The sequence below is a fragment of the Pseudocitrobacter vendiensis genome, from assembly GCF_943590815.1.
GTDB classification, from domain to species: Bacteria; Pseudomonadota; Gammaproteobacteria; order Enterobacterales; family Enterobacteriaceae; genus Pseudocitrobacter; species Pseudocitrobacter vendiensis.
Genome location: NZ_CALSBS010000046.1, coordinates 1 through 23,208, shown reverse-complemented (window position 1 = coordinate 23,208; position 23,208 = coordinate 1). Strand labels below are relative to the sequence as shown.

The following is a 23,208-nucleotide window of genomic DNA, read 5'->3' as shown; positions in this document are numbered from 1 at the left end:
CGTTGCCCGGATAGCTCAGTCGGTAGAGCAGGGGATTGAAAATCCCCGTGTCCTTGGTTCGATTCCGAGTCCGGGCACCAATATTCATAAGGCCTCGCTGCAAAGCGGGGCTTTTTCCTTTCTTGGCTACGGTAGATTTCTGGTCGTTGCAACACGTTATTTGTTTGCTGGATTTCTCGCCATTTTCGCAGATGTTCGTTACTTTTAGACACCTCAACATCTTCTGATGTATTTTTTTCTTACCTCACAGCTACGGTCTCTCTACGGTCCTCTACGGTTCCTTTCTCTCAGATCATTCATAATGAAGTAGAAAACACGGGGGAAACGGGGAATTATCATTCTGCCTTAATCCGCTGTCCTTAACGTGATTTTGTCGCGGGGAATAAGGTGGGGAAATCCCCAATAGCAAGCGGGGAAACTTGGCAGCATACACTCTCCACCATTCTCATGGGGATCTTCACCAGTCCGTCCACCTGCAACAAGCTCTTTTTTCCCTTTCACTTCTTACCTTTTCAGAATCCCCCGTTCTCCACGCCATCATAAAATGATTTATCCGTAAGCTAAACGTACTGGACTGTTAAACCTGAGTGTCCGCTGTGAGCGAAGAGGGGAAATTTGACAAACGGATGTACGAATTGAGGAAAGATAAGGTTTTTACCACAACACTTTTGCCGAACGATGTTATGGTTGAGACTACTCACGCAACCTTAACCACGGTGGTGCCTATAAATGAGATGGCGTCTACTCAGTACAACTCTACTTCTATCCTGCGCCATCTATCCAGGCAAAGGTATCGCTGATCAGTGCGAAAAGCTGGATAAGGAGGGGCTTCTAATATATCAGCAGTTTAAGAAATCCAAGATGTGTAAGGATTCGACTATCAACGCTGGATGGACCGACTGTTTATTTAAAGCCTACGGCACTAATATTCTTCTTTCTGGTGCAATAGGAACAACCATCGACGAACGCACCACGGGAATGTTGGGTAGCGGATTCTATGTCCTCTCTGTTGATGAACGTGCCAAGGTTAGAACGTTTATTGATCGGAAATTGGGTCTTCTATTGAGGGTGGACGGGAAAGACAACGTTGAAAAGTCTGGATGCATTTACAACGAGGTGTTCATAACACTTGATGCTCGGGTACTGGATCCAGGTGAATTTAATAAGTTGACCATGGGGATTAAGTAGCATCAAGAGGCATCAGGTAAGATTGGGGTGATGACTGCTATTTTGAACTCCATCATGTTCTTAATATCCGCTTCTGGCACTAAGCGGACCGCCTGAAACGCCCTAAAGCCTGCCATGAGCGAGGAGCCGAAACTGGCCTAGATCATACTTGAACGTTCTCTGGAAATTCTATATAAGCAAATAGTTTTGTTAAGCCGGATGCTTACATTCAAAAGAAGTAATAACGTGAGCGCGATGCAGCAGTCATGATTATCATGGTGTTATTTTCATGTATTTATCCTGAAAACGCGATGTATAATTACAAGGCCATTTAAGCTTCTGAAACGGAGTGGACAAACTAAGTGCGCCAAGGACCCGAAGTGAGTGAAGAGCAGACGTCACATTAAAATATTCAGTTGCCAGATTCCCAAGTTTGTATCTCTTATAAGCTTCCCGCTTATCCATTGTAGATGCGTATCAGAATTGCTCTCTCTAACGTTGACACAATGTACCAAGAAAGATGTTTTCTCGTTACCTTGTGGTAACAAGGAATGTTGCTAGTCATGTTTGAGAAGGTCACTCCTTTCCAGTCCGGTACTTTTACAGGCAGTGACCCTCTTCATAAGAAAATCTATAAATAGATTACCATTTATAATGGGTGTTTAAAAAAACTATTTTAACATGTAATCCAGCTCATCTTTTATAGGTATAATCTGTTCATAAAGTCGATGATATGCTTTACCAATAGCGCCTCTAAACTGTATTAACTTAGGCGGCATAGTTCCAATGTTAATAATATGGTCTTGCGTTATCCCCGGATAAGGATCAATAAAGACAACCTCAGAAATACCAAGTTGATATGCTTTTTTTGCACATAATTCACATGGGCTCGCAGTAGTATATAACTTCCCGCCCACAATACCGATCCCACCATATTTTGCTAATTGTAAGAAAGCATTCTCTTCTGCATGCAAAGCACGAGTATGCACTTGGTTACTTTTATTATCTATACTGTTATGTATATCTTTAAAACAATATGAAATATTTCTTCCTTTAAAAGAATTTGATTGCTGAATTACTGGCTTAAAAATATCATAGAACTCTCGCGCCTTCTCTCTAAATTTTTCGTTATTTCTTTCATAATGGCTATATGTTTCTGAGTGAAAATCATTTATTAATCCATCAATTGACCTCATAGCACAAGGAACCTGCCCTTGAGCAACATCATTCCAACCAACTGATTTTATTGAGTTATCGCTATCGGTAACAACTGCACCCACCTGCCTTGAAATACAACCAGAGTTTAATTTTACTGTATATGCGACTTGCATGACCCTTTCCATTGATGTAGGGGATATTAATCCAGGGTGTTGCATTAACGCTATATACCATGCGATTTGGGCTTTTAGCACATTGTTATTATCATATTCATTCTTTGGGTTAAATAAATGTATATCAGATATTTCTATGCATTTTTTTACATTTGGATTCGTTAAGTGTTTATATTCACTATCTCCTTTACCCGACTCTTCGTCATCAATTTTTTTAATTTGCTCTGGTGAAAATTTATGCAGCTTTTGTAAATATCTTGTTCTGTGTTCATCCGGCGCATTAATTGAAACTAAATGAAATGCTGCATATCGATCTTTAAAGAACTTAGCTTCATAGGGATTTCTTATTGCATCAATAACGACGTATGCTCTCTCATTTTTCACCTTCCTTATTGACTTAATAACTCTATTAATGGTCTCCGGCAAATGGAAAACAGAGCTTGGAATGAAGTCTTTGCTTTCATATTCTGCATCAACCTTGCCAATTCGTCTAATTGATTTACCCGCAGATTGATAAACCGAGACATATAAACCGGATTCTAACTGGTTTAATTCAGCCTTAAGGTCTCTCGTAAATTTTCTAACCAGCTGTAGAATCCTGATGAATGAACGTGTTATTTTTGGATCACTGAAATCAATTTCAGAGTGATGATCTAAAAGTTGTTTTATGACATCACTATAATTTTCTTTTAAAAAACTTTTTGATAAAACACCTTTTCTTACTAAAGACTCGCAGGATTTTTTAGCTATATTCTCTCCGCAAGAATATATGAAACTAGTTAACTTTACAGCAGGTAATAATAGTAAGTATATTGATATAAGGTCACTGACCTTTATCGAATAAAAATTCTCCCAATGCTCTTCAGCAAACTTTTTAACTATAGAGTAACGCCTTTTATCTAAACCCTTATAAAACCCACTCAAACCACTTAATTCAGGAAAGGCAATGCTTTTACTTTCTAATATATTTGCTGTAGTAGTACAACCTGAACCAGTCCTCCCAGTTAAACCAACCAGGATGAATTGATTATTTTCTAAAAATAACTCACTTATGAATTTTTGTTCCGCCATCGTTTTGATCCGTTATACTTTAGCACATAATATTTACATGGTCCCTCCAATTATCATCCAGAACTCAAAAAAATCAACAAGTTAATTGACTTTTTGAAAAAAATAAACATCGGTTTTGAAAATCAATCTACACATGAAATTAACCCATTGAAAAATAATGATTCGTTAGTTTGTAGCCCAACGTTAAATTCAATTTTTTTGTATGTAATGATCCCCACTCCCTTCTAGGCACATAGCCGTATGAAAAACCTGCCACATACGTGCAACACTTTTGGTTCTTAGCGCATGTAATTGCCCCAGACAGGGGGATATATTATTTCTGTGTTGTCCTCCCCTGAGGGTACTTTTTCAATAAGACCACAACTAGACCGTAAAGCCTGCTCTTTCTGCATTTCCCGTCTTAATTCATCCCATGTGGCACCAGCATTCCCTTCGCCACACCAGAAAATCAACTCCCCCATAAAAAGTGTCGTGCCGGGGATGGGTCAACCCTGACGTTCTTTACACCAGTCACAGGAGGTTATATGTCCAGCCCGAAACGCTTCCGTTTTACTAATCAGCTCATTAAATCCCTGCCCCCTAACACATCCGATGCACGCAGTACCGATGCCGAATACAGCGACACCGAGATTTCCGGCCTCAAGTGTCTGGTCAGCAGAAGAGAAGGTCGTAAAAAGTTTTTGCTACGCTACCTTTATCATGGACGAAAACGCGCCATCGCCATTGGTCACTGGCCTGAAGTGGACGTCAATCTTGCTCGTCAGATTGCCATAGAACACAAACGTTCCCTTGCCACCGGCACTGACCCTAAGCAGGAGCGTGAAAACAAGAGAATGGAACTGACGTTCGATGAACTCTTTAATCAGCATTATCTGCCATGGGCAAAATCCGCTAAACGCAGTTGGGGAAAGGATGTTCAGCGCTACCGCGATCATATCCGTCCCGCCATTGGTCAGAGGCTGCTGAGCGATATCACACCAGCGAGCATTCTGCGCCTTCAGCAGACGTTAAGTACTTCCCTGTCAGCGGCTACCTGTAACCGTGTCATCGTACTCATTAAAGCCGTCTTTACATGGGCCGGAAGGCAAAGCATGACCTCTGTCCATCCGGCAAGGGTGGTACAGCTACTCAGGGAGAACAACGCCCGACAGCGTTATTTTACCGAGGACGAAATTCGTCGTATTTTTCTCTCCGCCGATAACGATACCAGCCCTGTAGCTGCCCGCTATGTCAAACTGCTGTTACTGACCGGCCTTCGCCGCGATGAGCTGCGTCTGGCAAAGTGGGAGCATGTTGACCCGGTTAAACGCACCCTGTGGCTCCCTGAAACCAAGAATGGCTATGGACGGATTGTTCACCTTAACTCACTGGCGATGGACGTAATCAGAACGCTGCCAACGCAGCGGGGAAATCCGTGGTTGTTTATTGGTAAAAAACAGGGAATGCCGCTGAGTAACCCGGTTAAAGCCTTTCAGCGTATCGTGCGTCGGGCGGGAATTTTCGACAAGGAAGTGTGTATTCATACCTGCCGCCATTCGGTTGCCGCCCTCATCGTGTCCTACGGCGGAACACTGTATGACGTTCAGGCTCAACTGGGGCACCGCAGCAGTCAGTCTTCACAACGGTATGCGCATCTTCATCCTCAGCGCTTACAGAACACCAGTCAGTTACTGGCGGAAAGGATAACGGCTCAGTTACCTTCCTTGCGATAACAAAAAAAGCAGAGGCAAATGCCCCTGCTTTTTTTACTGTTCAGCTATCAGTCAGAACGGGATATGCTCATAATCGGTCTCATCCTCATTACTTCTGGCAAGATATCGGGCTTTATTGCGAGCCTGATCGATTGATAGTGTTGGAAATTCGCCAAGATAATCATAACGAACGTTACCTTTGAAAATATAACTGGTGAAGAAACGAATATTTTCATTTCGGTTAATCATTGCTTTTAATTCAGGATACTTACCGTCGGTCACTTCCCTACAGATACCATAAAAATTGCATTTAGCCTGCGTCATGATAAGACCATGAGGCGTAAATGGTGGGCGAAAAGTTTCACAGCCTGTAATAGCACCAGGAAAAGTGTGATTTTCATCTAATTCGCAGAATTCAGTCATGGGGTTCCCCTTCTGTTAATTTACTCAGAATAATAAGTTTAAATATAAGTTAGTTAACTACATTCAGATAATGCTCTAAGCACAATTCAAATCAGCACTGATAAACCCTCGCTTAATGTGGTAGTAACACCTGTCCATACCAGTAAGAGGACGCTTTTTGTAATGCCCTTTACTTTCTGCCCGCAGCAGTTTTCGACGTACCAGTTCCTTAGCGACGTCACTGGCGCTTAAGGAATGTTTCTGACACCACTCTTCAAATACAGGTGCGAAGACTAAAAAATCTTCACTAGCATGATGAATATACCCCCAGTGATTTGCGGGTTTACGGTTGTCCGGTTCTTTAAGACCGATAAAATGCGCACCTTCTCGCTTTACAAGGTCACGCTGAATATCAATAAGAGCCAGCAATACGGGGTTATACTGGTTAGGTTTATCATCAAGCCAGCGTCGAGCGGCACTCATTACCGCATCTGCAATAACATCCTCATCAAAGGGAAGAATATTCCATTCAGTTGCGAGAATCCCAGCGCACCAGCACAGAGCAAAACGTTCTAATGCACGCTTCTGAATATTACTGAGAGAATAGCCTTCTTTCTGCAACTCACCGATCAGAATGCCATAGCAATCTTTTGATGCACCCTGGATGAATTTACACATCTCCTGATAAGATAAGGCCTCATCATTTTCACCCTTCAACGTTAGAAGGCAGGCAATAAATTCCTTACCCGCAGTGCCGTAAGTCTCACACAACCCATGTTTCAGTCTCTCAGCTCGATTACGTACGTCTTCAGAGGTCTCACCGTCTTTACGGGCATCTTCGGAGCGGATGTTAAGACTGATGGCACGATGCTCCTGCCCTCCCTGAATTTGCTCTTTCTGCGTGGCAAGCTTCTCAGGGATAGACATTTCCCCTGACGAAAGAATAAACATTTTCCAGGTAAAGGCCTCATCTATCTCCAGATGCTGATTCATTCTATCCTTACCCTTCGAAGCAGTAATATTGTACAGCAAGGAAGCAAAGTCCTTCTGTTTGTAAGCACCCAACTCATCAATACAGGCTAATATCCCTGAATACCGACTCAGGTTTTTCTCAAGCGCATTCGCTGTAGTATTCCAGCGTAAAATGTTCACATCTGGCGCACTGCCGGGTTCTCCACCATGGCCGTGAACTGACATGGGAAGCTGAAGAAGAATTGTTTTTCCGGTCGTTGACCCCCCGTAAAAATGAAACAATGCGACATCCATTTTGCACAACGACAGCAGCATCGAAGCAAAAGCTGTGGATAATGCAAAGACCTGAGGCCAGCCATGAACCAGCTCAGCTACCATCGTTTTCCAGTCATCCAGCGTTCCCGACTCGACAAGCCCTCGTGGAACACGGGAAGCCGGAATCAAATAGTCAAATTCCAAAAGGTGCTGCGCGATAGGTATACTGCCGTGAAGAAATGCTTTGTTGCCAGGCACAAAACCCATCGAATCTGCGACAAGATAAGTAGGCAATTCCAGCGATTTCTTCATACACACCTGTAAGAATTGCACCAGAAGCTCTTTAGACTTTATCGTCAGGGAGATACCAAAACCTTTGCCCGCCAGAGAAGCCATGACGTGATCAGGTTTTACCATTGCATCACTTAATGAGACATCAGCACAGGCGAACTCTCCAGCATGGTTGATAGTCATCAACTCGACGCCCATATTGCGCGTTTTACAATCAGAATAATGCCTGTAGACAGGGAGAATGGGGGTCGAGCTTAACTGGTACCATTTTTTTCCTTCATAATAGAAAAGCCCTTTTGCAGTATTGACAAAGCCTTCAGGCAGACCATCACGGCATCCGCACTTAGAAATGTCATCGAGATCGATGTCGATTGCAGCAGCCTTGTTCAGGTTTTTTCTTACCACCTTCATATGAAGAGCACGACGAGCCAGAAATGCATTTAATTTCCTGCAGGCAAAACGAGCGGGGGTCGTTGTAGTCAAGGGGGATGGTGTTGATTTATTATTCATTTACAGGTTCCTTTTGAATGTGAACCACAGGCAGTAAAGCGCAGAACTCACTTGCCTGAGGGGGAATTCTGTTTAGGCCGGAAAAACATTCATCGCCCGGTTAACAGCTTCGTGGTAACGCGCCGGGGAAGCGTGCAAGTAAAGCTCCGTCACTTTGATAGTGCTGTGGCCCAGTAAGTCTTTGACGGTGTGAATGTCGGCCCCGCTCTCAATGAGTTTTGTCGCAAAGGTATGGCGCATCTCATGGATGGTGAACGGTGGAATACCCGCAGCCTCACAAAGCCGTTTTTGCAGGCGACGCGGCTCAGAAACCGGATTGTCGGTCCCCTTGCCCGGAAATACCCAGCCTTCATCACCCAGATGCTGACGCTGTTCTGTCAGAAGAACGAAAGCCTTATCACATACCGGTACACGGCGGAGTTTGCCGTTTTTGGTATGGCGAAGGGTGATAACCTTGCGGCTCCAGTCCACATCTTCAAGACGAAGGTGACGGGTTTCCCCCAGACGCAGCCCCGTCAGGGCAAGGAACATGAGCAGAGCAAGGGCTTCATGATCGGGTTTACCATTACGCCAGCACTCACAGACTTCCATCCAGCGCTGAAGCTGGGAGTCATCCATGGCGCGGCGATCTGACGTCACTTCAGGCAGCGCTTTGATATAAAGCGCCGGAGAGCGGCTGGTGTATCCCATGCGTATAGCCCAGGTAAAGACCGCTTTAATGAGCGCCAGGTGGCGGTTGCGTGTGGCAGGCTTAAGATCGAGATCGTGCAGATAGCTCAGAACATCTGCCTCCGTCATACCTGCCAGCTTTTTGTCACCGAGAAGAGGGCGCAGGTATTTACGGATCTTAGAAAGGTCGGTGTTAGCTGAACGCTTAACGCCCGTGCTGAGTACGCTTTTCTCATACTCATCCACAAGCTCATTAAACGTCATTTTACTGTGAGTAAGAAAACGCTCACCGTAAGCCTCAACGGCGGTCTTGAGCTCCTGAATTATTTTAAAGGCATGCTCCCTTGCATCTTTAATTGAAATTTCCGGGTAGCCTCCTACGGCAACGTAGATATTCTTTCCGCGAATACTTTTGCGGACAATAAATTTAATGCGACCTGATGGATAGAATATTGCCTTAAGTCCGGTTAACTTCTTATCGCTGGTCTCGATTGTTTGTGCAGCTTGTACTGCACGGATTTTATATTCATCAAAAAGGGCTTTAGTAAAAACACCTCCAGTATTTTTAGGTGCAACCCCTGGATATTCTACAACATCAGATACTCCAGAGTCGGAATACCCCTGAGCTTCCACATCTACATTGAAGGAATTTTTATGAGCAGCTGTGATGCTCTTTTCATCCAGCACTTGCGTTATTTTATTTAAAGGGTAATTAACTTTCATAATATGTACATGGTCCTCTGAAAATTCAGATGATAATGAGTAATTTAATATGTCGGCCAACAATGGGATAAGCTTATTTATTCGTGGCATCACTTTCAAGCCCATGAAAAATCAGCTCTTACATGCCCATTGACATTTAATACTCAAGTCAGAAAGACCATGATGATTCATCAGGAGTACTCCTGCTCAGGGAAAAGGGAAAATAGCGTTAAACCCTATAAAAAAATTGTGTTCCGGATGCATCGCCCAAAGTAAGTCAACTTTTGAGGCCCTGAAATAAGAAAATGGTAATAGACCCCACCGATTTTCGACTAAAAAACAACCCAATAAGGCATTTAAAATTAATGCTATTTAAATCAATAGATTAAAGTGATGATTTTGACAATATGCAGCCCAACTTAAGGGTAAATCAACCTTTCAACAATCAAAACCACACTCCATTAATTTTTATTATTGTGACAATCATCACATTTTACACCTGCGGGTGCTTTGATTTTGTACATTCACAAAGCTCACCAACCCCAACGACTATGAACGTAAAAAACCTCTTTTTATGCACATATTATTTCCATGTAAATCAATTCATTATGGAGATAATCATGTTCAAGCTCACGACACCCACCAGTCTTCCCCTTCTCAAACTGCCCGCCTCCGCGCTGGAAGCCCTCAGCAATGAAATCCTTGGCCCCGTCGATGATATCGACCTGTTTACCGCCTTCTGGAACGAAACGGAAACCCTGCTCTGGCATCTCAACCATGATGACACGCTGCCCGAAGACCCGCTGCTGGCAGTGGCACTGGCTAACCCGGAATACGTCACCGCACTTGATGATGGCTGGTATCTCCTGCTCGGTATCGTCTGCGATAACGGACAGGGTATCTATCTGGTGTTCCCGGACACGACAGTTATCACTCAACTCCAGAACCTGATTGAGGCGCTGAACCATGAGTAAGAAAAAAATCGCTACCGAAGCCGCCGTCATCGAAAGCTATACCGTGTTCTACAGCGGGGAAGCAGAGAAAATCAGCCCCCATAGCAAGGGACTGCTGACGTATGAGCTGGGTAAAGAGGGTGAAACCGGAAGCCTTGCCCTGCGCTTAACCGCCAATGGCGAAGGAGGCCTGTTCTCCCGTGAATGGGTAGCGCTTGATGCGATTCACGCCATTCTGGAACAGCAGCAGGACAGCTTTCCATCCCGTGTATTTCGCCCACTGTTTGGTCAGGGCAGCACCAATAACGCAGGTTTTCTTGCTGCTGTGCTCAGAAGTCCGGATATCTGCCTTATCGAAGCGGACAGCAGCAGACTCTTTATGCACCGCTGCTACGCCGACTGGCAGCACCGTCTGACGCAGCTTGCCGCAATCAGCCAGGACTAATCCCCCGCTTTTTCTGTGTTCCATACCCCTTAAAAAGGAAATTCACTATGTCATCACCCGCTATATTGCAGGGCGGCTATGTGCTGCCGCTCTCCCGGTCGTTCACTCAACTGCTTCTGGGTATCGTTGCGCAAAAACCGCCTCATCGTCACCCCATCACCGGATTAACCATTAACTTCCGTGACCCTGAATACTCACCGGAAAAGGGCGGCTGGCATCCGGTCGAAATACGCCTCATCCCTGCCGGAGAAGACTGGCAGCTCGATTACGTCACCGATTTTCACTATGCAGGACATCCATGGCCTGAGCTTGAAAAAGATGTCGATGTGAGCTGGACGCAACAATACACGTGGCTTTCCCGTTGTGGCGATATCTCTCATGTCGACGCCCGTGAGTTCTGGTCGCTATGGGAAAGTAACTTTATGGCTTACCACGATATGGGGGTTTTCACGGTCCGTACGTTGTGGGAAAGCTGAGTGTTCACTACGTTTCCCCCGCATCCCCCCTCTCCCCCATAGTAAGGAACTGAATGTTATGTACCGGCTTCTGCTGCTTAACTTCGTGGATTCATTTATCGATAACTGCATTCTGTCCTGCGTCGATGAACCGGCTTACGGCGGTATCGTGCAGTGCGAACTGCTTTTTGGCCTTGCCGCACACAGCGGTATCTATGTGGGTAACGGCGATATTGTTCATCTTGATGGCGATGGAACCGTTATCAAAAGTAAGGCTAAAGGTTTTCTTGACCGGCTCGATGGCTGGAACTCCGCTATCTCGGTGTATACCGACTGTATGGATTTGACGCCTCAGGGTTGTGCGCGGGCCGCTGAACGGGCAAAGGCGGCAGTGGGTCAGCGCTATCCTTATAGCCTGCTCGACTTTAACTGCCACCGGTTTACTGCCCGCTGCGTTACCGGCGATTCGTGCCCTGATATCTGGCTTGCCAGACACCTCGATTCTTTTCAGAAAGGGGACCGATGGCGCGTATGGCAACGATGAAAGCCAGCCGTTGCAGGCAACGTGTCACCGGACAGGGAGAACGGCTTATCCGGCTGACCATGGCGCTGTTTTACGGTCAGACAATATCTGTTCGCTACATCATCCGGCAGTTTGACGTATCTCCCCGTACCGCAAGACGGGACCTCACCCATCTGGCCTTTGTGCTCGAATCCGCTGGACCTCACCGCTGGCGACTGGCTCCCTCGCTGAAACCCTGACTTTTTTCTCTGCCGGACATCTCCTGACCACTCCGTATGGCAGGCTGTCTCCGCTTTTCAATCCATAAGGGAACATGATGAAAATTTTTAAACTGTTAACCGCCACAATTTTGCTTTCAGCCTTCAGCCACAGCGCGTTCGCCGACGAGCAGGCTGACGCTCAGATGATTGCCAATTCGACCTTCTGCGCGATGTACTCCACCCGCCTGACCCAGACCAGCGACAGCGGCCTTCAGTTAAAAGGCGTCAATCTCAATGCCCGCATCAACGGACCGGTATTCAACAGGGTACTTCAGGTGATGAACCAAACCTATGGCAGAACCTGGCTCGAATCAAATGCCCGTAACGGCAGCATGACCGCCATGCAACTTTCGCAGTCGGAGCTTCTGTATAACCCGGAATATGCCCGGCAGTGCGATTCTTTTGCGGATAAAGTGGAAAAGGAATGGCGCGGAAAGTAATCCCGACGCGTTATACCTCCATCCGGTGAACAGAAACCTGCTTTCGGGCAGGTTTTTTTTTACTTTTTTGTTTTTCAGGCGGACAAACCCTGTCCGGGGGCTTCCTTAAACTGTCAGGTCCAATATCTGCAATGAGGTGAAATATGGCTACCTACCGACACGACCCTGACCTTGAGTTTCTGCGCCACTGTCATCGTGACGATCTGGATTTACTGGTTTCTGTGCTTATCTGCGATCCGAAAGACGGACTGGCACGCATCACGGAAACGCTGACCTACGATCCTCAGTATAAAAAACACAAGCCCAACCACCCGCGCTACTGGGATGCCATTGCCGCCGAGGTTCAGACGTTTGGGGCGAACAGCTTTGCCACGCTGCTCCGCTGGGGTAAAGGGGTGCTGTACCGGGAAATTCTCACCGATGCCTGCGATAAAATGAAGGTGAACTACAACAACAAATCCAGTGTTGAAACCATTGAAATGAATCTGCTGATGAAGATCCTGGAGAAAAGTCTTGAGAAGATGACGCCTGACCAGCTAAAGACCGTGGCGGAAGAATTGCAGACAGGCTACAGCAACCCCACGCCGGAGTTGCTGACCATGGCAATCCAGGCGGGGATAAAAACATCCGGGTTTGCGGCCTATCAGATGGCACTTGTTGTCACAAATGGTGTGGCGAAAGCCCTGTTAGGCAGAGGGCTGACCGTTGCAGGAAATGCCATGCTGACGCGTACCATGGGCGCTTTTGCCGGTCCCGTGGGCTGGGTGCTCAGTTCTCTCTGGCTGCTGATTGATTTAGCCGGTCCCGCATACCGGGTGACGCTACCATCCTGCATTTTTATTGCCTACATGCGCCAGAAGCATCTTTATTCACCTGAGAATACTGACGTTTAGCACTTACATTTAAGGTATTCAGACTTTAAAAAACTTCAGAGGGCGGACAAATCCTGTCCGCTACTGCTGGCATCATTTCCCGGCTAAATTCGGAAATGATGTATGACGCTGATAACACAAGAAAACGAACATGACAGACTGGCAACCCGCCTTTCCATCATCCTGAGCCGTTTGTTTCAGGGTGAAAAGCTGCATATCGGGACGCTGGCAGAAGAATTTGGAGTGACGACGCGAACGCTGCGACGGGATTTCAACGTCCGTCTGACCTACCTTGATATTGAACAGAGCAACGGCGTGTATCAGCTTGCCTCACATTACTTTCACCGCCGCACGGAACGGGATATGAAGATACTGGCGAGGTTGCTGCATCTTGACCGTCTGTTACCCGCGATGGATGCCAAACTACTGAGTCTGATGCTTGACGGGGAACGTCCCTCGCCATACAGGATTATGCTACCGGAGCCGCGCCAGAAACCCACCCTTTTCGGTGATTTCAGCAGACTGACGCTCGCCATACTTAACCAGACCCTGGTGCGTATCAGAACCGACGAAAACGTCAGCCATACCGTTCATCCCTACCGTCTGCTTTGCAGCCATGCGGAGTGGTTTCTTGCCGGATGTACGTCATCGGGCGTGTTCGTTATTTCCCTGTCCCGAATCAGGCTGGTTGAGGTATTACCGGATACAACGTTTGAGATCGATAACACACTCATTTCGCTGATTGAACAGTCTGACTTTATGGAAGCCTTACCCCACATGAACATTATTCATAAGATAATGCATTATGGGAGTAAACAGACGAATAATCGTAATTAAAATCACAACATATTATTAGTGATGATTAAATCACATTAACATGATAAGTGAGAAAGTTATGATTATCGATAAAGAATACGCACTTGTAGATGCAACAGCAAGACTTAACACTGACCTGAGGGATTATGAATATGAAATAAACAACGCCGCCATCATAACATTTGGCAATGACCTCATTGAGGTAATCGTATATCAGTTCAGCTTTGTCATCAGCATCAGGGCAGAGGGTGAAAAAATAAAGCACGGCCTACTTGTTAACTTCGGTAAAAATATAGCAAGACAGGTTTCATCACTTTGTGCATCCGCAATGCGAGTCTACCCGAATGAAAAACACAAACCGAGCCGTCAGCTTTTCCATTGCATAAATTAGTTTGTGCAAAGACTGTACTACCGACACGCAATAAATTAAAATAGGCCAGCTAATATAACATATGAGGTTTATGATGGCTGGCCAGTATGAAAAAGCAATAACGATAAAACAAGCGATAGATTCAATTAATTTACGCCACTATCTTCTGCCTGCAATTCAGAGGAAGTTCGTCTGGAGCAGCAGTCAAATATGTTTGCTGTTTGATTCCATCATGCGAGACTACCCGATAAACTCTTTCATGATGTGGGATATCCGTAGTGCCAGTATTAAAAACGATTACAAATTCTATGAATTCCTGAAAGAATACTGTCAGCGATTTAATGAAGAAAACCCCTGCGTAGCAACAAATGCTGGATTTCATGATTTCAAGGCGGTGATTGATGGTCAGCAGCGTCTCACATCATTATATATTGGATTGTGTGGAACGTATGCGTATAAACAGCCCCGGGTGTGGTGGCCTTCGGCACAGGATGATCGCATCCTGCCGCCCAGAAAGTTTTACGTCGATTTAACCGCGCCACTTAAGTCAGACGACGAACTCATGATGAAGTATAACTTCAGGTTCCTGACCGACAAGCAATACACTGATTCACTTACAGACAACAAACATCACTGGTTCTGCCTGCACGAAATATTCAAATACGAGCAGTATGATTCCCCTGATGATATTTTATTTAACGTTGTCGTACCAGAACTCGAAAAAAGAGGACTCATTTCCAGTGAATTTTCCAGAAAAACATTACTGAGACTTTATACAAAAATAAGAACTGAGAACATCATCCACTACTTCAATGAGAGCAGTCAGGATATTGACCATGTGCTGGATGTTTTCATACGCACGAACAGCGGGGGGACAAAACTTGAGTTCTCCGACTTACTGATGTCAATAGCGGTAGCGCACTGGCAGGGTGATTTCAGAAGAGAACTGGATGAACTGACAAAAAACATTTATCAGAATAATGAAATGGGGTTTTATATTGAAAGAGACTGGTTCTTAAAAACCAGCCTGATGCTTATTGACTCTGACGTCCGGTTCAAAGTAAAAAACTTCACTTCAGAGGAGGTCGGTAAGATACAACAACAATGGTCTGAAATAAAATCCTGCATCAAGGAGACTTTTATTCTTATCAGGCGATTCGGCATCAATCCACAGTCTTTGATATCTAAAAATGCAGTCATTCCTGTGGTCTACTGGCTTTACAAAAAGCAAATCAGTGGACATCCATTATATACAACGATTAATCTCCTGAATAAAAACCACAATGAACGCTCAGTAATTAGCCAGTGGTTTTACATGGTACTTCTGAAAGGGATCTTTGGAAGCCAGGCGGATGCGCTACTCACAAGCATCAGAGACGTAATGAAGAATAGTCTTTCAGATGTTCATTTTCCTCTTGAGAAAATTATTGACAGATATAAAGGCTCGAATAAAGACCTCAGATTTGACGACGAATACATCGAAAGCCTTCTCAATATCAGATATGGCGAAGGTCGTTGCCGCGCACTATTGCATCTTCTGTTCCCTGAAATGAATCCGACCGAGGTGTTTCATATTGATCACCTTCACCCAAGAAATCATTTTTCAAAGAAATATCTTGAAAAACTAGATTATATTGCGAATTCACCTGAGAAGCTCAGCTTTTATGAAAATCCGGAATACTGGGACACCATACCGAATCTTCATTTACTGAATCACTCTCAGAATATAAGTAAACAGGATACTTCCCTGAAACAATGGCTATCTCATTCATCAAACAACTATACGCCATCAATGCTGTTAGTTTCAGATGAAAATATTGAGTTCAGTCGCTTCCCGGATTTCTACAATGAGCGAAGAAGCGCCCTGAAGCAAAGACTGCTGAATCGGGTATTTCTTACAACAAAAATAGATTCATCACCATCCACAATGGATACGGATGAAGAAATTCTCACCGACTGAACGTTCAGCCCCGATAGTATTGGGGCTTCAGTATTTATCGTCAGCACAACGTTTCTACTGGCCTGACTGAAAGAGTGTTGGCTACACAACCGGGCAAACGAACTCTCAGTGCAACGTATGACATACAAAGCCTGTCATCCATATGAAATTGCGATAAAATCGGGCCAATAACAGTACTTAAGAATCATACAACAGGATACAAAATGACAAGCCTTCAGCAGCGTGCAGAGCTACACCGTCAAATCTGGGCCATTGCCAATGATGTCAGAGGCTCCGTAGATGGATGGGATTTTAAACAGTATGTACTCGGTGCACTTTTCTATCGCTTCATCAGTGAGAATTTTTCCAGCTACATGGAAGCAGGGGATGAGAGCATACATTATGCAGCACTTGATGACAGCATCATTACCGGTGACATCAAAGACGATGCCATCAGGACTAAAGGCTATTTCATCTACCCGAGCCAGCTGTTCTGCAACGTTGCCGCTAAAGCTAACACCAACGACAGGCTGAATGCTGATTTAAACAGTATCTTCGTCGCTATTGAAAGCTCGGCCTACGGTTATCCATCCGAGGCTGACATCAAAGGCCTCTTTGCCGATTTCGATACAACCAGCAATCGACTGGGGAACACCGTCAAAGACAAAAACAGCCGTCTTGCCGCCGTTTTGAAAGGCGTTGAAGGGCTGAAGCTAGGGAATTTTAACGAGCACCAGATTGATCTGTTTGGTGATGCCTATGAGTTCCTGATTTCTAACTATGCGGCAAATGCCGGTAAGTCTGGCGGGGAGTTCTTCACTCCTCAGCACGTCTCTAAGCTGATTGCGCAACTGGCGATGCACGGTCAGACTCACGTCAACAAAATCTATGACCCTGCCGCAGGTTCTGGCTCACTGCTGCTTCAGGCGAAGAAGCACTTTGATAACCATATCATTGAAGAAGGTTTTTATGGTCAGGAGATAAATCATACAACCTTTAACCTGGCGCGTATGAACATGTTCCTGCACAATATCAACTACGACAAATTTGATATCAGACTGGGAAATACTCTGACTGAGCCTCACTTTGGCGATGAAAAACCGTTTGATGCGATTGTCTCTAACCCGCCGTACTCGGTTAAGTGGATTGGCAGTGACGACCCGACCCTGATTAACGATGAGCGCTTTGCTCCGGCTGGCGTACTGGCCCCGAAATCAAAAGCTGACTTTGCGTTTGTGCTACATGCGCTGAACTACCTGTCAGCTAAAGGGCGTGCAGCAATAGTTTGCTTCCCCGGTATTTTCTACCGTGGCGGTGCAGAGCAGAAAATCCGCCAGTACCTGGTCGACAACAATTATGTTGAAACTGTGATTTCACTCGCTCCAAACCTGTTCTTTGGCACCACCATTGCCGTTAACATTCTGGTGATGTCAAAGCACAAAACAGATACCCGCGTTCAGTTTATTGACGCCAGCGGGTTGTTTAAGAAAGAAACCAATAACAATATCCTGACTGATGGTCATATCGAAAAGATTATGCAGGTCTTTACCAGCAAAGCAGATATTGACCACCTAGCGAAAACAATCCCTTATGAAACAGTAGCCGCAAATGACTATAACCTGTCAGTAAGCAGCTACGTCGAAGCCATGGATACCCGCGAAATTGTCGATATTGCAGAGCTGAATGCCGAGCTAAAAATCACCGTCAGCAAAATCGATCAGTTGCGCAAAGACATTGATTCAATAGTGGCTGAGATTGAAGGTGACGAGGTTCAGGAATGAGTAAGTTGAGCTATCTGGAAAAACTGCTGAATGAGGCTAAATTTGAGTGGAAAAATTTGAGTGATGTGGCTCGTATCAAAAACGGCAAGGATCACAAGTCCCTTGGCGAAGGCAAGTTCCCGGTTTATGGTTCCGGTGGAATCATGCGATATGCAGACAACTACGCCTATAATAAGTCCTCAGTCTTAATTCCGAGAAAGGGCTCACTTGGTAATCTATTCTTTGTCGATGTTCCATTCTGGACCGTTGATACCATCTTTTATACGGAAATTGATGAAGCGCAAATTCGCCCAAAATATCTTTACTACTTCTTGACGACGGTAGGTCTTGGCGACATGAACCAAGCGGGTGGCGTGCCAAGCCAGACACAATCAGTTTTAAACAAGCTAAAAATCCCTGTCCCCTGCCCGGAAAATCCTGAAAAGTCTCTTGCCATCCAGGCTGAAATCGTCCGGATTCTGGATAAATTTACAGCACTTACCTCTGAACTTACTGCTGAACTTGCCATGCGTAAAAAACAGTACAACTACTACCGCGACCAGTTGCTGAGTTTTGAAGAGGGTGAGGTTGAATGGAAAACTCTCGACGAGGTAGCTTCCTTTAGGCGGGGCTCATTTCCCCAGCCGTATGGTAATAGTGAATGGTATAATGGTGAAGGCTGCATGCCTTTTGTTCAGGTTGCGGATGTTGCCGATTTTGGATTCAGATTGCACAGAAGCACCAAACAACAAATTTCGAAGTTAGCTCAATCCAAAAGTGTATTTGTTGAAGCGGGGACCGTTATCGTGTCACTGCAGGGAACTATCGGTCGCGTAGCGTTAACGCAATATGACTGTTATGTGGATAGAACGCTAGCAATATTCACGAAATACAAAGCAGCAGTAAATAAAAAATATTTTGCTCATCAGTTAAAAGCAAAATTTGACCTGGAAAAGGAATTTGCAAGGGGAAGCACATTAAAAACGATTACGAAAGAAGAGTTTTCGAAGTTTCAAATACCGATACCACCATTAGAAGTACAGAACCGCATCGTAGCCCTGCTGGATAAGTTCGACAGATTGACCCATTCGATTGAAGAAGGCCTCCCTCGCGAACTCGAACTACGCCAGAAACAGTACGAGTACTATCGTGAGTTATTGTTCAGCTTCCCGAGACCAGAAACCGCCAGCAACTGACGGACCATTGATACCGGCAGGGTTTGTTCTCACCCGCCCGGTATCAGGCTTTACGAATACCGGAAGATGCTTCTGATACCCTTCCGGGCTTTACCAGATGACGCACAGGATGCACCATGACACAACAGACACACACCATTGCTGAATCCAATAACTTTATCGTCCTTGATAAATTCACCAAAATTCTGGAGACCGGTGACAGCTACCAGAGCGAATCGGACCTTGAGCGGGAGCTGATTCAGGACCTTCTTAATCAGGGGTATGAGTTTATCTCCGTTAAGTCACCGACTGCGATGCTGGCGAATGTGCGGGACCAGCTTCAGCGTCTTAATGGTGTGGTGTTTAACGAAAGTGAATGGCGGCGCTTCGCAGAGCAGTATCTGGACAGCCCCAGTGACAGCAGCCTGGACAAAACCCGTAAAATCCATATCGACTATATCTGTGATTTTACGTTTGATGATGGTCGTCTGGAAAACATCTATCTGATAGATAAAAAGAACCTGCTGCGCAATAAGGTGCAGGTCATTCAGCAGTTTGAACAGACCGGCTCACACGCTAACCGTTATGATGTTACGATTCTGGTCAACGGCCTGCCACTGGTGCAAATCGAACTCAAAAAGCGCGGCGTGGCGATTCGTGAAGCCTTTAACCAGATACACCGTTACAGCAAGGAAAGCTTTAACAGCGATAACTCCCTGTTTAAATACCTGCAACTCTTCGTGATTTCCAACGGGACTGATACCCGGTACTTTGCCAGTACCACTAAGCGGGATAAAAACAGCTTTGATTTCACCATGAACTGGGCGAAATCGGATAACACCCTGATAAAGGACCTGAAGGACTTTACCGCCACTTTCTTCCAGAAGCATACCCTGCTGAATGTTCTGTTTAATTACAGCGTGTTTGACAGCAGCCAGACACTGCTGGTCATGCGTCCCTATCAGATAGCGGCCACTGAGCGCATTCTCTGGAAAATCAACAGCTCTTTTAAAGCGAAGAACTGGTCAAAACCCGAAAGCGGCGGGTTTATCTGGCATACCACAGGGTCAGGAAAAACCCTGACCAGTTTTAAGGCCGCACGACTGGCAACCGAGCTGGACTTTATTGATAAAGTCTTCTTCGTGGTCGACAGGAAAGACCTCGATTACCAGACCATGAAGGAGTATCAGCGCTTCTCTCCGGACAGCGTCAACGGTTCGGATAATACAGCTGGCCTCAGAAGAAACCTGGATAAGGACGATAACAAAATCATCGTCACAACCATTCAGAAACTCAATAACCTGATGAAAGCCGAAGCTGACCTGCCCGTCTATCAGCAGCAGGTGGTGTTTATCTTTGATGAGTGTCACCGCAGCCAGTTTGGTGAGGCCCAGAAAAACCTCAAAAAGAAATTCAGACGCTTTTATCAGTTTGGTTTTACCGGTACGCCTATTTTCCCGGAAAATGCACTGGGGGCAGAAACCACCGCCAGCGTCTTCGGGCGTGAATTACATTCTTACGTAATTACTGATGCGATTCGTGATGAAAAAGTGCTGAAGTTTAAGGTGGACTATAACGATGTCCGCCCACAGTTTAAGTCTCTTGAAACGGAAACAGACGAGAAAAAACTCAGCGCGGCTGAAAACCAACAGGCATTTTTGCACCCCCTGCGTATCCAGGAAATAACGCAATACATTCTCAATAACTTCCGGCAGAAAACGCACCGAACCTTCCCGGGAGCTAAGGGCTTTAACGCCATGTTAGCAGTTAGCAGCGTGGACGCGGCGAAAGCTTATTACACGACGTTTAAAATGCTACAGGAAGAAGCAGAGAAGAAATCTGGCAGCTATAAATGCCTTCGGGTGGCAACCATCTTCTCCTTTGCTGCAAATGAAGAGCAAAGCGCCATTGGTGATATTACTGACGAAAGCTTTGATACCAGCGCGATGAACAGTAGTGCGAAGGAATTTCTGGATGCAGCCATTGATGACTATAACGCCTGCTTTAAAACCAATTTCAGCACTGACAGTAACGGTTTCCAGAACTACTACCGCGATTTAGCTCAACGAGTGAAAAATCAGGATATTGACCTTCTCATCGTGGTGGGAATGTTCTTAACCGGCTTTGATGCTCCGACGCTCAATACTCTGTTCGTTGACAAAAACCTGCGTTATCACGGTCTGATGCAGGCATTCTCACGCACCAACCGTATCTATGATGCAACCAAAACCTTCGGCAATATCGTGACTTTCAGGGACCTGGAGCGTCCGACCATTGATGCCATCACACTTTTTGGCGACAAAAACACCAAGAATGTGGTGCTGGAAAAAAGCTACGAAGAGTACATGCAGGGCTTTACCGATGCGGCAACCGGTGAGGCTAAACGAGGTTTTATGGCTGTTGTTTCGGAGCTGGAGCAGCGCTTCCCTGACCCTGCCAGTATCGACAGTGAAAAAGAGAAAAAAGCCTTCGTCAAACTGTTTGGTGAATATCTGCGGGCAGAAAACATCCTGCAAAACTATGATGAATTTGCCACGCTGAAAGCCCTGCAGAAGGTTGATATTAGTGACCCGGAAGCGGTAGAAACCTTTAAAGCAGAGCACTATGTGGATGATGAAAAATTTGCTGAATTACAAACCATTCGTCTCCCGGCAGAACGTAAAGTTCAGGACTATCGCTCAGCATACAATGATATCCGGGACTGGCAGCGACGCGAAAAAGCATCAAACGACAGGGATAAATCAACCACAGACTGGGATGACGTGGTGTTTGAAATTGACCTGCTGAAGTCGCAGGAAATTAACCTGGATTACATCCTTGGTCTGATTTTCGACCACAATCGTCAGAAAAAAGGTAAAGAAGCCCTGACTGAAGAGGTCAGACGCTTAATCCGGTCAAGTCTGGGCAACCGTGCCAAAGAAGGTCTGATTGTTGACTTTATTCAGCAAACTAACCTTGATGACATGCCGGACAAGGCCAGTATCATTGATGCATTCTTTACCTATGCTCAGCGTGAACAGCAGCGGGAAGCAGAAGCGTTGATTAAGGAAGAAAACCTCAATGAAGAGGCTGCAAGGCGCTATATCCGCACATCACTAAAACGGGAATATGCTACCGAAAATGGGACGGAGTTAAACGAGACGCTACCAAAGCTCAGTCCGTTGAATCCTCAGTACAAAACGAAAAAGCAGACTGTATTCCAGAAAATTGGGGCGTTTATCGAAAAATTTAAAGGGGTTGGAGGACACTTCTAGTTGCCAGATAAAAGAACAATGCGCCACCGCAATTTATAGGTAAGATTGTATCTTTTAAACTGCGTCAGACCTGTACGATCGATGAAGCGCTGGTTAATGTTAATGCTAACTGGATGAATTTTTAACGCACATTCAAACAATTAGCGTCCAGAACTTACAGAAACCAGTGCTTGATTTTGGATGGTAAAGTACTGAATGGATGTATCACAGGAGAATACTTATGAGCGTAACTATAAAAGACGATCGACTCAGGACTATCGCGACCTTTGATGGCAAGACCTTGAAAGATGATCGACTGAGGACCATCGCGACGTTTGATGGTAAAGCCCTAAAAGACGACCGACTCCGCACCATCGCTACCTTTGACGGTAAAAGCCTGAAAGACGACCGACTCCGCACCATCGCAACATTTGATGGGAAGACCCTGAAAGACGATCGACTCCGCACCATCGCAACATTTGATGGTAAAACACTTAAAGACGACCGACTCAGAACCATCGCGACAGTTAATGGTAATGTCAGTATTGTTGTTTTGGCGTTTGCTGCTCGGCTATTTTAGGGCTAAGAGCCTATCTCAACAGAGATTAATACTTTACCCAAAAGATATAATATCAGTATCTAAAAGCCTGCACCGTCTGATTTTTAGTCATTGAATCGCGAGAACGGGAGATAATTTCTCTTCTATGGGTATAGGCTCATAATGGTAGGATTCTGGTAGCTTCGAAACGCCGTATTTAAGCATTACTTAAGTCACGTATAACCGAACTTAAACATTTTTCTCAAGGTAAACTAGTAAAAAACTGTCAGTGCTGATGGGCCGTTTGGCCCCTTTTAAAGGGATTGAAAATCCCCGTGTCCTTGGTTCGATTCCGAGTCCGGGCACCA

The 23,208-nt window shown here is 45.4% G+C and carries 20 protein-coding genes and 1 tRNA gene; 17 read left to right on the top strand and 4 right to left on the bottom strand.

Annotated features, from left to right (window positions below):
* Window positions 1-4 precede the first annotated feature (4 nt).
* Together NMC31_RS24660 and NMC31_RS24655 are read left to right on the top strand one after the other, a co-directional pair.
* Window positions 5-80 (top strand) — tRNA-Phe (locus NMC31_RS24660).
* Window positions 81-729: 649 nt separating this feature from the next.
* Entirely contained in the window at window positions 730-1,188 is a 459-nt protein-coding gene (locus NMC31_RS24655; protein ID WP_057071268.1) for a hypothetical protein, read from the top strand.
* Window positions 1,189-1,838: 650 nt separating this feature from the next.
* Here NMC31_RS24655 and NMC31_RS24650 read toward each other — a convergent pair.
* Window positions 1,839-3,569 (bottom strand): anti-phage dCTP deaminase, encoded by a 1,731-nt coding sequence (locus NMC31_RS24650; protein WP_045268677.1) that lies wholly within the window; start codon window positions 3,567-3,569, stop codon window positions 1,839-1,841.
* Window positions 3,570-4,093: 524 nt separating this feature from the next.
* Between NMC31_RS24650 and NMC31_RS24645 the strand changes: the two genes are divergently transcribed.
* Window positions 4,094-5,281: a tyrosine-type recombinase/integrase gene (locus tag NMC31_RS24645; RefSeq protein WP_069219486.1), complete on the top strand. Its 1,188-nt coding sequence runs from the start codon at window positions 4,094-4,096 to the stop codon at window positions 5,279-5,281.
* A 51-nt stretch (window positions 5,282-5,332) separates the two neighbouring features.
* Here NMC31_RS24645 and NMC31_RS24640 read toward each other — a convergent pair whose 3' ends face one another.
* The 3 genes from NMC31_RS24640 to NMC31_RS24630 form a co-directional block, all read right to left on the bottom strand.
* Entirely contained in the window at window positions 5,333-5,683 is a 351-nt protein-coding gene (locus NMC31_RS24640; protein WP_213734742.1) for a hypothetical protein, read from the bottom strand.
* Between the two features lie 75 nt (window positions 5,684-5,758).
* Window positions 5,759-7,690 carry a DUF927 domain-containing protein gene (locus tag NMC31_RS24635; protein ID WP_075208969.1) on the bottom strand — a complete coding sequence of 644 codons (1,932 nt, stop codon included), beginning with the start codon at window positions 7,688-7,690 and terminating at the stop codon, window positions 5,759-5,761.
* 72 nt (window positions 7,691-7,762) lie between these two features.
* Complete coding sequence (locus NMC31_RS24630; RefSeq protein ID WP_157506691.1) at window positions 7,763-9,082, bottom strand: site-specific integrase; 1,320 nt, start codon at window positions 9,080-9,082, stop codon at window positions 7,763-7,765.
* 599 nt (window positions 9,083-9,681) lie between these two features.
* On the opposite strand from NMC31_RS24630, the gene NMC31_RS24625 reads away from it, so the two are divergent.
* The 14 genes from NMC31_RS24625 to NMC31_RS24560 all read left to right on the top strand — a co-directional run bounded on the left by NMC31_RS24625 (window position 9,682) and on the right by NMC31_RS24560 (window position 22,882).
* Entirely contained in the window at window positions 9,682-10,035 is a 354-nt protein-coding gene (locus tag NMC31_RS24625) for a hypothetical protein (RefSeq protein ID WP_045268673.1), read from the top strand.
* Window positions 10,028-10,459 (top strand): hypothetical protein, encoded by a 432-nt coding sequence (locus NMC31_RS24620; protein ID WP_017382949.1) that lies wholly within the window; start codon window positions 10,028-10,030, stop codon window positions 10,457-10,459. Before NMC31_RS24625 ends, NMC31_RS24620 begins: the two co-directional genes overlap by 8 nt.
* 47 nt (window positions 10,460-10,506) lie before the next feature.
* Window positions 10,507-10,935 (top strand): DUF2787 family protein, encoded by a 429-nt coding sequence (locus NMC31_RS24615; protein WP_026080582.1) that lies wholly within the window; start codon window positions 10,507-10,509, stop codon window positions 10,933-10,935.
* Window positions 10,936-10,993: 58 nt separating this feature from the next.
* Window positions 10,994-11,458 (top strand): lecithin retinol acyltransferase family protein, encoded by a 465-nt coding sequence (locus tag NMC31_RS24610; RefSeq protein ID WP_023337779.1) that lies wholly within the window; start codon window positions 10,994-10,996, stop codon window positions 11,456-11,458.
* On the top strand, window positions 11,437-11,676 hold the full coding sequence (locus NMC31_RS24605) for a DeoR family transcriptional regulator (protein WP_072015373.1): 240 nt from the start codon (window positions 11,437-11,439) through the stop codon (window positions 11,674-11,676). Before NMC31_RS24610 ends, NMC31_RS24605 begins: the two co-directional genes overlap by 22 nt.
* A gap of 74 nt (window positions 11,677-11,750) precedes the next feature.
* Window positions 11,751-12,137 (top strand): hypothetical protein, encoded by a 387-nt coding sequence (locus NMC31_RS24600; protein WP_227467247.1) that lies wholly within the window; start codon window positions 11,751-11,753, stop codon window positions 12,135-12,137.
* A gap of 143 nt (window positions 12,138-12,280) precedes the next feature.
* Window positions 12,281-13,030, top strand: coding sequence for a YaaW family protein (locus NMC31_RS24595; protein ID WP_000257250.1), 750 nt, complete (start codon window positions 12,281-12,283; stop codon window positions 13,028-13,030).
* A gap of 102 nt (window positions 13,031-13,132) precedes the next feature.
* Complete coding sequence (locus NMC31_RS24590) at window positions 13,133-13,846, top strand: helix-turn-helix transcriptional regulator (RefSeq protein WP_172750627.1); 714 nt, start codon at window positions 13,133-13,135, stop codon at window positions 13,844-13,846.
* Window positions 13,847-13,904: 58 nt separating this feature from the next.
* Window positions 13,905-14,216 carry a hypothetical protein gene (locus NMC31_RS24585; RefSeq protein ID WP_023337782.1) on the top strand — a complete coding sequence of 104 codons (312 nt, stop codon included), beginning with the start codon at window positions 13,905-13,907 and terminating at the stop codon, window positions 14,214-14,216.
* A gap of 70 nt (window positions 14,217-14,286) precedes the next feature.
* Window positions 14,287-16,155 carry a DUF262 domain-containing protein gene (locus tag NMC31_RS24580; RefSeq protein ID WP_247751400.1) on the top strand — a complete coding sequence of 623 codons (1,869 nt, stop codon included), beginning with the start codon at window positions 14,287-14,289 and terminating at the stop codon, window positions 16,153-16,155.
* Window positions 16,156-16,358: 203 nt separating this feature from the next.
* A complete protein-coding gene (locus NMC31_RS24575; protein ID WP_181641166.1) occupies window positions 16,359-17,915 on the top strand; it encodes a type I restriction-modification system subunit M in 1,557 nt (518 codons plus the stop codon).
* Window positions 17,912-19,090: a restriction endonuclease subunit S gene (locus NMC31_RS24570; RefSeq protein ID WP_181641167.1), complete on the top strand. Its 1,179-nt coding sequence runs from the start codon at window positions 17,912-17,914 to the stop codon at window positions 19,088-19,090. The genes NMC31_RS24575 and NMC31_RS24570 overlap by 4 nt, the downstream gene beginning before the upstream one ends.
* Window positions 19,091-19,206: 116 nt before the next feature.
* Window positions 19,207-22,323 carry an HsdR family type I site-specific deoxyribonuclease gene (locus NMC31_RS24565; RefSeq protein ID WP_181641168.1) on the top strand — a complete coding sequence of 1,039 codons (3,117 nt, stop codon included), beginning with the start codon at window positions 19,207-19,209 and terminating at the stop codon, window positions 22,321-22,323.
* Between the two features lie 220 nt (window positions 22,324-22,543).
* The gene (locus tag NMC31_RS24560) at window positions 22,544-22,882 is read left to right on the top strand and encodes a 5-fold beta-flower protein (RefSeq protein ID WP_046092746.1); all 339 of its coding nucleotides are present in this window, start codon (window positions 22,544-22,546) and stop codon (window positions 22,880-22,882) included.
* Window positions 22,883-23,208: the final 326 nt, after the last annotated feature.